This window comes from Streptomyces lunaelactis (genome assembly GCF_003054555.1).
Classification (GTDB): domain Bacteria; phylum Actinomycetota; class Actinomycetes; order Streptomycetales; family Streptomycetaceae; genus Streptomyces; species Streptomyces lunaelactis.
Genome location: NZ_CP026304.1, coordinates 6703020 through 6715143 on the forward strand (window position 1 = coordinate 6703020; position 12124 = coordinate 6715143).

The window sequence follows — 12124 nt, forward strand, 5'->3', positions numbered from 1 at the left end:
GTCGCCGGTTCGACGGACAGGACCGTGGTGCGGGTTGCCCTTTTCCCATTCCGAAGCGGTCACGGTCAGGACTCGGCAGGGGTCTGAGAGAGTGACGGTATGCAGCGTTCTCTCCACCACGTGGACACACCTACGGGTCACGTCGTCGTCATCGGAGGCGGCATCGCAGGTCTCGCGGCCGCGCACCGGCTGCTCGCCTCCGGTGTGCGCGTCACCCTCCTCGAGGCCACCGGCCATCTCGGCGGCAAGCTGCAGGCCGGCGAGATCGAGGGCGCCCCCGTCGACCTCGGCGCCGAGTCGATGCTCGCCCGCAGGCCCGAGGCGGTCGAACTCGCCCGTGCCGTCGGTCTGGCCGACCGGCTCCAGCCGCCGGCCACCACGAGCGCCTGGGTCTGGACGCGCGACGCGCTGCGCCCGATGCCCAAGGGCCATGTGATGGGTGTGCCCGGCGACCCGGCGGCGCTCGCCGGACTGCTCTCCGCCGAAGGCATCGCCCGCATCGAGCACGAGAGGGACCTCCCGCCCACCGAGCTCGGCGACGACGTCGCGGTCGGTGCGTACGTCGCCGAACGGCTAGGCCGCGAGGTCGTCGACCGGCTGGTGGAGCCGCTGCTCGGCGGGGTGTACGCGGGTGACGCCTACCGCATCTCGATGCGCGCCGCGGTCCCCCAGCTCTTCGAGGCGGCGAGGACCCATGAGTCGCTGCTCGAAGGCGTACGGGAGATCCAGGCGCAGGCCGCTCGGCAGCACGCCGCGGGGCCCGCCAAAAACAATTCAATCTTCCTGGGCATCGAAGGCGGTGTGGGGCAGCTGCCGCGCGCAGTCGCCGACGCCGTACGCGCCCAGGGCGGCGAGATCCTCACCGAGACGCCCGTCCTCGGGCTGACCCGTACCGCCGGGGGCTGGCAGATCCGCACCGACCAGCGCGTGATCGCCGCCGACGGCGTGGTGCTGGCGACACCGGCCTGGTCCGCCTCCGCGCTGCTCGCCGCCGAGTCACCGGCCGCCGCGGCGGAGCTCGGCCGGGTCGAGTACGCCTCCATGGCCCTGGTCACCATGGCCTTCCGCCGCGCCGACCTCGCCGGTATGCCGGAGGGCAGCGGCTTCCTGGTGCCACCGGTGGACGGCCGCACCATCAAGGCGTCCACCTTCTCCACCCGCAAGTGGGGCTGGGTCGACAAGGGTTCCGACGGCCTCTTCGTGCTGCGCACCTCCATCGGGCGCTACGGCGAGGAGGAGCATCTGCACCGCGAGGACGCCGAGCTCGTCGGCGTATCGCTGCGGGAGCTCGGCGAGGCGACCGGACTCGCGGCCGCACCCGTGGCCACCGAGGTGACCCGCTGGATCGGCGGAATCCCGCAGTACCCCGTCGGGCATCTGACGCGCGTCGCCAGGATCCGCGACGAGGTCGCCAAGCTGCCCGGACTGCGGGTCTGCGGAGCGGCGTACGACGGTGTCGGCATCCCCGCCTGCATCGCGAGCGCGCAGCGCGCGGCCGACGAGATCATCGCCACGTCCACCCTGGTGCGGGGCACCGGGGACGACGCGGGAGAATAGCCTCATGACTGCACCGGAAAAGATTCCCAACGCGGGGAAGAAGGCGAAGGACCTCAACGAGGTCGTCCGCTACACCCTGTGGTCCGTCTTCAAGCTGCGCGACCTGCTGCCCGAGGACCGCGCCGGTTACGCCGACGAGGTGCAGGCGCTGTTCGACCAGCTCGCCGCGAAGGACATCACCGTCCGGGGCACATACGACCTGTCCGGGCTGCGTGCCGACGCCGACGTCATGATCTGGTGGCACGCGGAGACGGCGGACGAGCTCCAGGAGGCGTACAGCCTCTTCCGGCGCACCAAGCTCGGCCGCGCGCTGGAGCCGGTCTGGTCGAACATGGCCCTGCACCGCCCCGCCGAGTTCAACAAGTCGCACATCCCGGCCTTCCTGGCCGACGAGGCGCCGCGCGACTACATCAGCGTCTACCCCTTCGTGCGCTCCTACGACTGGTACCTGCTGCCGGACGAGGACCGCCGCCGGATGCTCGCCGACCACGGCAAGATGGCCCGCGGCTTCCCCGATGTGCGTGCCAACACGGTCGCCTCGTTCTCGCTCGGCGACTACGAGTGGCTGCTGGCCTTCGAGGCGGACGAGCTGCACCGCATCGTCGACCTGATGCGTCATCTGCGTGCCTCCGAGGCGCGGATGCACGTCCGCGAAGAGGTGCCGTTCTACACCGGCCGCCGCAAGTCCGTGGCCGAGCTGGTGGCCGGGCTCGCCTGAAAAGCATGGTGGCCGGGCCCGCCCCGAGACGGACCCGGCCATCCCGACCCGGAAGATCAGACAGCGCGCGGCAGCCTGGGGCTCGCCGCCCGACGGTCCAGCGACACCGGGTCCGGCTCCGGGTGCGGCGCGCACTCAGCGCGCCGCACCGGCGTCCCGCCGCGCAGCAGATAGTCCTCCAGGTATGAGTTGACGCACTCGTTGGCGCCGCCGCCGATGCCGTGCGTACCGGCGTCCCGCTCCGTGATCAGCACGGCACCCTTCAGCCGCCGCGCCAGCTCGCGCGCCCCCTCGTACGGCGTGGCCGCGTCCCGCTCGGCGGCCAGGATCAGTGTCGGGGGCAGCGCACCGCGCTTCGTACGCACCTCCAGCGGCTGCTGCCTGGGCGCGGGCCAGTAGGCGCACGGCAGGTTCATGAAGGCGTTGTCCCAGGTCTCGAACGGCGCCAGGAGCGCGAGCTCGCTGTTGTCGCGGTCCCACACCTCCCACTCCGTCGGCCAGGGGGCGTCATTGCACAGGACGGCGGTGTAGACGGCGTTGCCGTTCTCCGCGTTCCGCGCCCCCGCCGGGTCCGGCGCCGCCTGGTCGATCAGCGGCTTCTCATTGCCCTTCAGATACTCGGACAGCGCGGTGGCACGCGGTACCCAGAAGTCGTCGGAGTAGCCGGTGGCCAGGAACGCCGCGTGCAGCTGGCCCGGACCGACCTTGCCGCCCGCCGGCTTGTGGGCGAGAGCGGCGCGCGCCTTCTCGTAACTGCGCGACACCTCCTCGGGCGTGGCGCCCAGGTCGTACGTCCTGTCGTGCTTGGCGGCCCAGGCGCGGAAATCCGCCCAGCGGCTCTCGAAGGCGTAGGACTGGGCGAGGTTGCTGCGGTACCAGATACCCCGCGCGTCCGGGTTGACCGCCGAGTCGAAGACCATGCGGCGTACGTGGGACGGGAACAGGGTCGCGTACAGCGCGCCGAAGTACGTGCCGTACGAGGCACCCATGAAGGTCAGCCGCTTCTGTTTGAGCGCCGCCCGCAGCACATCGAGGTCGCGGGCGTTGTTGAGCGAGGTGTAATGGCGCAGCGCGGGACCGGCGTTGCGCGCGCAGCCCTGTGCGTACGCCTTCGCCCGCGCGATCCGCTCCTGCTTGTACGAGGGCGAGGGATGCACGGGGGCGAGGGTGGGCGCCCTGGTGAAGTCGGCCGGGTTCTGGCAGGAGAGCGGGGCCGAGCGGCCGACCCCGCGCGGGGAGTAGCCGACGATGTCGTACGCGCGGGCGATCCGCTCCCATTCGGGGAGCCTCGAGACCATCGGGAAGTACATGCTGGAGGCGCCGGGGCCGCCGGGGTTGTAGACGAACGCGCCCTGGTGCTCGGCGGGCTTGCCGGTGGCCCTGCCCCGGCTGACGGTCAGTTCGATCTGTTTGCCGGCGGGCCTCGCGTAGTCGAGCGGGACCTTCACCGTGCCGCACTGGATCGAGTCGGGCAGCATCTCGGACGTGGGGCAGCGGCCGAAGGAGATGCCCGCCGCGGCGGCGCGCCCGGCGGCGACGGCCGTGCCGTGTGACTCGGCGATGGTGGCGTGGGACTGCGCGGTGGTGGCGGTGGCACCGCCCGCGGGGGCGAGAACGAGTGCGGACAGGACCAAGGAACTGAGGCTTGCCACGGCCCCGTACTTCGCAACTGCTCTCATCGCGTTCCCTTCGTGCGGACGGCGGCCCGCGGCCACGGGACGAAAGGGATCCTTGGCGGGATGAATAATGATGTAAAGCACCGATGTGCGGTGTCGGGGTCAATGACTCCGATGCGCCGTACGGCCGCCGGTGAGCGCCGCCCGCAGGTCCGGATCGTCGACGGCGCCGACACCCCGGACGGCGACCGCGGTGAGGAACGCGCGCTCGTCGCCGTCGCTCTCCGGCGAGAGTGAGCCGAGCAGGCGCTGACCGTCGGGAGAGGCCCAGCGACTGTACGGATGCACCTCGATCCGTGCGATGGCGAGGCAGCCCAGGGTGAGCACCAGAGGCAGCGCGAACCAGGCGAGTACCGGGGCGGTCGCGCCCTGCTCCTGAGGGAGCATCAGCAGGGCGGTGGCCGCCAGCGCGACGGTGGCCGCGGCGGCGCCCTGGACGCCGCGCACGGCGGACGCGACATGCGATCTGGCGGTGTCGGGGACAGCGAGACCGGCGCTGACGAGCCGGTCTGCGAGGGCCCGTACCGCGTCGGCGGCGGACGCGGCCGTCCGTACCGCGGCTATCCGGGCCTGACCCGCCGGCCCTATCGCGCCGATGACCGAGCGCTCCAGGTCGTCCTCGCCCTCCGGGTCGACGACGGTGGCCCAGCCGGTGTGCGCGAGCAGCAGCCTGCGGCGGCGGTGCATCGAGACGAGTGTGAGCTCCATGACCCGGTGCGGGCCGCCGGCCAGGAAGGCGGCCTCGTACAGGCTCAACTCCCGCTTGCCGCCCTGTCCTTCGGGGGCGGGGCGGGCGGCTTGGACGGCGGCGTGACAGAGCCGCGCGCAGCTGATGCCCGCCGCGGTCCATGCCGCCAGCAGAAAGAGAACCCAGAACATGGCCGAGTTCTACGCGAGTTGTCCTCAACTCCGCCACGGGTTGCTCCTGATATGGACCGGGCGTTATCGGTTCGTGATGCTGGAGCGTGGGCGGGAGGCCGCGGGCGGGGGCGGCCCGGTGGGGCTCGCGGTCGCGTCAGGAACTGCTGCTGCCGCCTCCGCAGCTGGAGCCGCCGGATGAACTGCTGCAGCTGGAGCCTCCTCCGGAAGAGCCTCCGCAGCTCGACCCGCCGCCGGAGGAGCCGCCACAACCGGACCCGCCGCCGGAGGAGCCTCCGCAGCCGGATCCGGGGCCGGCCCCGGCGCACCACACGGCCGCGAAGTCCGAGGATGAACTGTCCGACCTGTACGGGACCGAGCGGCCGCCGCCGCGCGCCGGGACCCGGGCCGCGGCGGTCAGCTGCGCCCGGAGCGCGGGATCCGGGATGCCGCGCAGGCCGTGGATCGCGACCAGACGGGCCGGTGTGTGCGCGACGGCGAACTCGGCCTGGTAGGAGCGGAGTGCGTTCCGCCCGGGCGTACTGATCCGGCGACGGGCGCGGCCCGCCATCATGAAACCGATCACCAAGCCCGCGATCAGGGCCGGCAGGACGATCGCGATGAACGGCGTGCCGGACTCCGCCGGTCCGGCGGCGACGAAGCTGATGATGGTCAGCGCGAAGGAGAGGGGAAGGGCCAGCACGCACAGCAGGCCCTGGGCGCCGCCCCACACGGCGAGGCCCCGGTTCTGTGCGGGCGGCACTATCAGCCCGCGTGCGGCGAGCCCGTCGCCGATCTCCTGTACGGCGGGGCCGCGCATCGCGGTGAGCCGCAGCTGGTGCAGAGCCCCGGTCGGCGCGGCGGCCAGCGCATCGAGCACCGTCCGCTCGACGAGGTCATGGGCGAGGGGATGCCGTAGCGCGACGATGCCCGGGCCGCCGATGGCGAGCCGGCCGTCGGCGTGCATGGCGGCGAGCGCGGCGTCCACGACGCGGGCGGGGCCGCCGCTGAGGAAGGCGGCCTCGTAGACGTCGTGGATACGACCCCCGCCGGGGTGGTGGCGGTGGGATGCGGACACCCGGACGATCAGCGCGATCGAAGAGGTGCCGACAGCGAGGTAGACGAGGATGGCGAGGAGCGTCATGGCGCTCACTTCCTGACGAGCGCGGCGCGGGCCGCGCGTACGAGACGGGTGGCCCGGCGCGGCGGCTGCGCGGCGGCGCGCTCTTCCCACCAGCGGGTCAGCAGACGGCGGGCGCTGTCGTCGTCGGGGCGCCCGGCGACGAGCAGCTGCTCGGCGAAGTCGAGGGCGTCGCGACGGTAACCGTCGCGCATGGGGCGGGACTTGGCGTACGCGAGGAACGCGGCCCGGTAGCCGCGGCCGAGGATCTCGGGCAGCTCGGGCGCGACCTTGGCGACGACGTCGGCCCGCTTGGCGGCGAGGGCGCGGCTCTGGACGCGCAGCCGCCGGGAGTCGAAGCCTTCGGGGGCGGGAGTGCCGGCGACGAGCGCGGAGAGGAGGGCGGCCTGGGCCAGCGCGACGCGCTCGCGTCCGGCGGGGGAGGAGTGCCCCACAGCGGCCCCTTCCCTACTGGTGGCCGTGCGACTGCCGGCGCCGCCGGCCGCCACGGCGCGCGTGCCCGCGCCCGCCGCCGCCAGTGTCCGGCGGATCGTCGTCAACTCCGCCGCCAGTTCCGCCTGCGGGGGGAAGTCGTCGTCCCGTTCCAGCAGCACCCCCGGGGGCGACACCCGGGAGCGGAGCTCCGTCAGGATGTCCAGGACCGGCTGGGTCACTGGGTGGGCGTGGGTGTCGTGCCAGACGCCGTCGCGTTCGATGCCGCCCGCCACATGGACGTACGCGATCGCCTCGACCGGGAGCTCGTCGAGCGCCGCCGACGGGTCCTCGCCCCGATTGACATGGTTCGTGTGGAGGTTGGCCACGTCGATCAGCAGGCGTACGCCCGTGCGCTCGACCAGCTCCGCCAGGAACTGGCCCTCCGTGAGCTCCTCGTCCGGCCAGGAGATCAGCGCCGCGATGTTCTCCAGTGCCAGCGGCACCGGCAGCGAGTCCTGTGCGATGCGGACGTTCTCGCAGAGCACCTTCAGCGCCTCCCACGTGCGCGGCACGGGCAGCAGGTGACCCGCCTCCAGCAGCGGAGACGCCGTGAGCACGCCCCCGGCCCGCACGAACGCGATGTGCTCGCTCACCAGCGGCGCACCCAGCTCTGTGGCCCGCTCCGCCAGGTCCGCGAGCCGCTGCTCGCAAGGGCGGTCCGCGCCGCCCAGGCCCAGTGAGACGCCGTGCGGGATGATCCGCGTACCGCGCGAGCGCAGGCGGGTGAGTGCGGCGGGCAGATGGCCCGGGCAGATGTTCTCCGCGACGACCTCGACCCAGTCGACACCTGGCAGTTCGTCCACCGCGTCCGCGATCTCCGGACGCCAGCCGATACCGATACCGAGTTCCATGGGTCCCCCCCTCTGCGCCGACGTGTGACGGTGCGTGCAGGACCTATGGCCCCGCCGGACGACGGTGAATCCAGAGGAGGGGACGTTCAGAGGTTGATTTGAGGTTCCGTCGGATTCCGGCCAACCGGAGTCACCGACGGATCACTGGCGGCTCCGACGGATCACGGGCGGTTCGTGTTGATCGCTGTCGGTGCCCCCGGCTGGGTGGAGGGCCGTGAGGTGAAGGACTGGTCGTCCCCGGTCGGCGCCGCGGGTGACGGCGCGGGCGGCAGGTTGCCGCTCGGCGGCGGCGGGCCCGTCGGGCTGGCCGTCGCCCCGCCGGCCGCCTCGTTGGCGATGGCGTCGAAGTCGACGAATCCGGTGGCCTCCAGCATGGTGATGTGGTCCAGGACCGTCTGATTGGCGTCGGAAGCGAGCTGCCGGATCAGTACGTTCCGGGTGGTGTGCCGGACCTGGGCGACCAGCGCGAAGACCTTCCCGTGCGCGTTGCGCAGCAGGTTCGCGAACTTCCGCTCGTACTCCTGCCCGCTCGCCGCCGACAGCTCCTGCAGCCAGCCCTGCTGCAGCTCCGTCGGCTGGTTCGGCAGCTCCACGCCGAGCTTCGCCGCCACATCGCGCGCCCGCTTGTCGAGGTCGGCGTGGCCGACGATGAGGTGGTCGCCCGCATCCTTGATCGCCTTGCTCGGCGCGCGTTCGATCGCCTGCTGTCCTGCGGGCAGCTCCCAGAGTCCGGCGAGCCGCACCTTGATCAGGAAGTCGCGGTCCGTCGCCGAAAGCGGCCCCCACTGGGTGGCCACGGTCGAGGCGTTGAGATTGTCCTGACCGGTTCCGGAACGGTCCGCGTACGACCACACGGGAAACGCGAGCGCGCCTACCGTGGCGACAAGTGCCGCGATGATCAGTGCTGTCCCGTTGATGCGCCGCAACAATGTTCCTCCAGAGCCGATGCGTTCCACGGCAACCAACCGCCAACTGAATAGTCGTTCAATCTACTTGGCGGTACTGAAAGATACGTAACGCAGGGCTCCGGTGTTCAGCCGCGCAGCGACGGACGATCCGCGACCACCGTGCAGGAGCCCGGAGCGATCTCGTTCGGGAGGCGGGATGTTGCATTGCGCTCTCAGCTGCTCACACTTGGTGTTGACCCTGAGTGCTGTGGGCCCACGGGCTACTTGTCCCGCCGCCTTACATGCTCGGGGGTGCGGTCGGTCTGCTGGGGGGCTGCCAGCCGTTGGTGAGGATGTCGAAGACTTCCTCGACGGCGGCTCGGCGGTCTTTCTGTCCTTGGGCAAGGACTGGGACCTCGAGGGCGAATCGAGCAAGAGCGGCACAGGCGAGGTTGCCGTGGTCCACGCCGAACTCATCGGCGATGGCTGCGCTGAGGGTGTCGGTGTGCCGGGCCCACATGCGTTCGGCGTACGCGCGCAGCGCCGGCGTGGAGTCGACCAGGTGGTTGAACTCCTGCCTCTGCGGGTGTGCTGCGATCGGTAGCCAGGTGTCGAGCACGTGCTGGCGCAGGGCGTCGAGGACGCTTTGGCCGGCGGCTCGCTGCCGCACTGCGGCGATCAGGTGTGCGTCCGTGCTCTCTTCCTGGTCGAAGACGAGGGCTTCTTTGCCGGTGAAGTGCTTGAACACCGTGGTGGTCGACACGTCTGCCGTTTCGGCGATGTCTCGGATGCCCACGTGGTCGTAGCCGCGCTCCAGGAAGAGCTGGAGTGCGGCGTCGGCGATCGCTTGCCGGGTGGCTGCCTTCTTGCGTTCGCGGCGGCTGACAGGGGGCTCGGTCATGGCGTGAGCATACCTGATAGTGGCATCTGTAGTTAAGTTGTCGTGTTCCACTTTTTTCTATATTCTACTTTCGGGCGGCGGGAAGCACAGAGGCCCCTCAAGCCCCTGACGGCGTGTCCTGAGCTGTCGCTTTTCGTCTGCGCGCAGCTACCTCGGCACGTCGCCTTCGAGGCGCCAGAGGTCGACCCAAAACCTCCCCTGGCTCACGCACATCCCTCTCTTCGCTGGTGAAAGGAACACCCATGACCTCTCCGAACCCTGCACGCGCCCGGATCAGCATCATCGGAGCCGGCCCCGGCGGGCTGACCTGCGCCCGTATCCTCCAGCAGCACGGCATAGCGGTCACCGTCTACGACCGCGACGCCAGCCCTGACGCGCGCAACCAAGGCGGCACCCTGGACCTGCACGCCGACAACGGCCAGATCGCCCTGAGCGAAGCCGGCCTGCTCGACGAGTTCTTCAAGCTGGCCCGCCCCGAAGGGCAGGAAATGCGCCAGATGGACCCGACGGGCGCGATCACGTCCCACAAGGTCCCGGGGCCCGACGAGCTGTTCAAGCCGGAAATCGACCGCGGTCAGTTGCGCGACCTCCTACTCAACTCACTGCAGCCCGGCACCGTGCGCTGGGGCCGTGCCCTCGAACGCATCAGCGAGCCTGCCCAGGGGGCGTGGCAGCTGCACTTCGCCGACGGCACCACCGTCGAGACCGATCTGGTCATCGGCGCCGACGGCGCCTTCTCCCGAGTGCGCGCGGCCGTGTCCCCCGCCGTCCCCGAATACTCCGGGGTGAGCTTCCTGGAGGCGTGCTTCTCCGACGTCGAGAACAGTCACCCCGACATCGCCGAGCTGGTCGGCCAGGGCGGCGCCCACGCCGCCGACGGCGAGCGCGGCATGTTTGCCCAGCGCAACAGCAGCAACCACATTCGCGTCTACATCATTCAGCGCGTCCCGGCCGCCTGGAACAGCGCGAGCGGCCTGACGCCAGGCGATACCGACGGAATCCGTGCCCTGCTCCTGGAGCGCTACGCCCACTGGTCGCCCCGCATGCGTCAGATGATCACCGACAACGACGGCCCTTACGTCGACCGCCCGATTTTCGCCCTTCCCGTCCCGCACACCTGGGAGCACAACCCGACGGTGACCCTGCTCGGCGACGCCGCCCACCTCATGCCGCCTCTGGGCGTCGGCGTCAACCTCGCCATGCTCGACGCCAGCGACCTCGCTCTCGCTCTCGCGAACGCCGCCACCGTCGACGACGCCATCCACGCCTACGAAAAGACCATGCTCCCGCGCTCGATCGAGATGGCCCAAGCCCTCGAAGGCGGCGCTGACCACCTGCTGGCCAACGAGGTGCCCGACTTCAGGGACGACGCTCCCCAGCGCTGAAGCCCACAACTGCAGCAGGCCACGGACGCCCCCACCCTCTGGGCCCCACCCGTCTATAAAGGGCTCGCCCTCACAGGGTGCTGTCCTTACCCTCACCGGAGCGGGATTGCGCAATCTCGTAGGTTGCGGAGCCGTGGCAGAGCGGCCCATTGCGATCGGCGTGAGGGAAGCCCCCTCTCACGTCGACTGACGGGAGCCGGGCGGGCCTTGCCCCTCCCAGTCCGCGGGTTCGAATCCCGCCGGCACCGCAGCCGACCAACATCACACCGCACAAGACCTGGCCCCCGAGGCGAAACTCCGGCGGCCTCGCGGACTGGACCGCGTGGTCAGGCGGTCAGTTCCGTCTGGGCCGATGCCGCAGTAATGGGGGCGTGCCGGATGTACCACTCGGTTGCGAACAGCCGCTCCCGTGCGTTCGGTGGAAGGCTGGCGATCACCCCAGGTAGAGCTCCCCGCTTCACCTCGGAGCGATGGGCCAGTACCGCGGCGATCTTCTGCTCTATCCAAGGGCCGACGTCGACAGTTGCGGTGACCTGTTCGTCCGGAACGCTGTACACCGCCTTGCGCGCACCGATCACGCCTCTTAGTCCGGGTACGGCCGAGTGCGGGTGTGTGGCCAGGTAGAGGGCACGCGGCTGCCACGGGGCACCGGCGTCCGGGTAGAGCGGCCCAAGCCCGGCCGCTTGGGCAGCGAGCATGGTCACCCGATGGGTGTGCACGTGATCCGGGTGGCCGGTCAGCCCGCCGTAGGCGTCATGGGTGATCATGATGTCCGGGCGGAATTCACGGATGTGTGCCACCAACCGCCGCACTGTCTCGTCGAGCGGCGCATCGCAGAACCGCATGCGGCCCGGGGCCGACTGCGGTACACGCGCATCGGCGTAACCGAGCATTCGCGGCTCGCCGGCGCTGAGGATTCGCAGCGCCTCGGCCAACTCCGCAGCCCGTGAGGTGTCCGCAGCCCAGGTCGTCGTTACCACTGCGGTACGCGCGCCCGCAGCTGCGTGACGGGCGAGCACTCCGCCTGCCGACAACGACTCGTCGTCCGGGTGGGCGAAGACCGCGAGCAGGCTCGGCACGGGCATGGCCAGACCGCCTTCCAGCACGAAGGAGCTGATCGTACGTCGCCCAGGGAGGCGTGCTGCTGGTCCCCGGCTTGCTGGAGCACCCGTGACTCCCAAAGTCGCGAACAGCGAGTATCCGCACAAACGCACGACTCCCGATTTCTTGTCGAAACAACGTCGCAACTCGCGTGCACAGCCACCTGTGTCACCGGCGAGCGGCCGCCCGCGCCAGCGTCCTTGCGGTCGTCGGCGGCACCGGCGCGCTGCTGTGTTTCATCGCGCTGTGGCTGCTGTGCCCGATGCGAACCCGAAGCCGCGCGAAGGCGGCTCTCGCGCTTCGGGGTTGACTTCCGGGATCACTTGGTGGTCGAAGGGGCGCGCCCCCTCGGTGCCGCTTCGATCACAACTTGGGTGCGAAGCCACGGTTCGCGGCAACGTGCGGTCACCAGAGGCTTGATCACGATTACCTTGCGTTCGCCGGAGCCGCCCATTCATTTCCTCTCCGTTCGGCCTTCACCCTTCTGTGTTCACAGGCCCCACACAACCCGCGACTGTCAGGTGCGCTGGGGGAGGGCTTTCGGCCTGTGGCGTGAAGCGCTCGGACGGAAGGTG

The 12124-nt window shown here is 70.6% G+C and carries 10 protein-coding genes; 3 read left to right on the forward strand and 7 right to left on the reverse strand.

The features are described from left to right. Positions 1-99 precede the first annotated feature (99 nt). Complete coding sequence (hemG, locus tag SLUN_RS30735; protein ID WP_108153214.1) at positions 100-1557, forward strand: protoporphyrinogen oxidase; 1458 nt, start codon at positions 100-102, stop codon at positions 1555-1557. Between the two features lie 4 nt (positions 1558-1561). Further along, positions 1562-2275, forward strand: a complete 714-nt coding sequence (gene hemQ / locus SLUN_RS30740; RefSeq protein ID WP_108153215.1) for a hydrogen peroxide-dependent heme synthase — start codon at positions 1562-1564, stop codon at positions 2273-2275. A gap of 56 nt (positions 2276-2331) precedes the next feature. Here the strand turns inward: hemQ and SLUN_RS30745 are convergent, their stop codons facing one another. The 6 genes from SLUN_RS30745 to SLUN_RS30770 form a co-directional block, all read right to left on the reverse strand. Next, positions 2332-3954 carry an alpha/beta hydrolase gene (locus tag SLUN_RS30745; RefSeq protein ID WP_108155028.1) on the reverse strand — a complete coding sequence of 541 codons (1623 nt, stop codon included), beginning with the start codon at positions 3952-3954 and terminating at the stop codon, positions 2332-2334. Between the two features lie 99 nt (positions 3955-4053). Next, positions 4054-4830, reverse strand: coding sequence for a TIGR04222 domain-containing membrane protein (locus SLUN_RS30750; RefSeq protein WP_108153216.1), 777 nt, complete (start codon positions 4828-4830; stop codon positions 4054-4056). 136 nt (positions 4831-4966) lie between these two features. Further along, on the reverse strand, positions 4967-5953 hold the full coding sequence (locus tag SLUN_RS30755) for a TIGR04222 domain-containing membrane protein (protein WP_108153217.1): 987 nt from the start codon (positions 5951-5953) through the stop codon (positions 4967-4969). A gap of 5 nt (positions 5954-5958) precedes the next feature. Next, a complete protein-coding gene (locus SLUN_RS30760) occupies positions 5959-7275 on the reverse strand; it encodes an MbnB/TglH/ChrH family RiPP precursor modification enzyme (protein WP_108153218.1) in 1317 nt (438 codons plus the stop codon). 161 nt (positions 7276-7436) lie between these two features. Beyond that, positions 7437-8201: a DUF4142 domain-containing protein gene (locus tag SLUN_RS30765; RefSeq protein ID WP_175313704.1), complete on the reverse strand. Its 765-nt coding sequence runs from the start codon at positions 8199-8201 to the stop codon at positions 7437-7439. Between the two features lie 259 nt (positions 8202-8460). Then, entirely contained in the window at positions 8461-9063 is a 603-nt protein-coding gene (locus tag SLUN_RS30770) for a TetR/AcrR family transcriptional regulator (protein WP_108153220.1), read from the reverse strand. A 242-nt stretch (positions 9064-9305) separates the two neighbouring features. Here SLUN_RS30770 and SLUN_RS30775 point away from each other — a divergent pair, with 242 nt between their 5' ends. Next, positions 9306-10448 (forward strand): FAD-dependent oxidoreductase, encoded by a 1143-nt coding sequence (locus SLUN_RS30775; RefSeq protein ID WP_108153221.1) that lies wholly within the window; start codon positions 9306-9308, stop codon positions 10446-10448. A 326-nt stretch (positions 10449-10774) separates the two neighbouring features. On the opposite strand, the gene SLUN_RS30780 is transcribed toward SLUN_RS30775, so the two are convergent. Beyond that, a complete protein-coding gene (locus SLUN_RS30780) occupies positions 10775-11533 on the reverse strand; it encodes a PIG-L deacetylase family protein (RefSeq protein WP_108155029.1) in 759 nt (252 codons plus the stop codon). Positions 11534-12124 lie beyond the last annotated feature (591 nt).

What these genes read in the sequence shown, in the direction of transcription:
- hemG (WP_108153214.1), top strand. Translation starts at nt 100, where the DNA reads ATGCAGCGTTCTCTCCACCACGTGGACACACCTACGGGTCACGTCGTC.
- hemQ (WP_108153215.1), top strand. Translation starts at nt 1,562, where the DNA reads ATGACTGCACCGGAAAAGATTCCCAACGCGGGGAAGAAGGCGAAGGAC.
- SLUN_RS30745 (WP_108155028.1), bottom strand. Translation starts at nt 3,954, where the DNA reads ATGAGAGCAGTTGCGAAGTACGGGGCCGTGGCAAGCCTCAGTTCCTTG.
- SLUN_RS30750 (WP_108153216.1), bottom strand. Translation starts at nt 4,830, where the DNA reads ATGTTCTGGGTTCTCTTTCTGCTGGCGGCATGGACCGCGGCGGGCATC.
- SLUN_RS30755 (WP_108153217.1), bottom strand. Translation starts at nt 5,953, where the DNA reads ATGACGCTCCTCGCCATCCTCGTCTACCTCGCTGTCGGCACCTCTTCG.
- SLUN_RS30760 (WP_108153218.1), bottom strand. Translation starts at nt 7,275, where the DNA reads ATGGAACTCGGTATCGGTATCGGCTGGCGTCCGGAGATCGCGGACGCG.
- SLUN_RS30770 (WP_108153220.1), bottom strand. Translation starts at nt 9,063, where the DNA reads ATGACCGAGCCCCCTGTCAGCCGCCGCGAACGCAAGAAGGCAGCCACC.
- SLUN_RS30775 (WP_108153221.1), top strand. Translation starts at nt 9,306, where the DNA reads ATGACCTCTCCGAACCCTGCACGCGCCCGGATCAGCATCATCGGAGCC.
- SLUN_RS30780 (WP_108155029.1), bottom strand. Translation starts at nt 11,533, where the DNA reads ATGCCCGTGCCGAGCCTGCTCGCGGTCTTCGCCCACCCGGACGACGAG.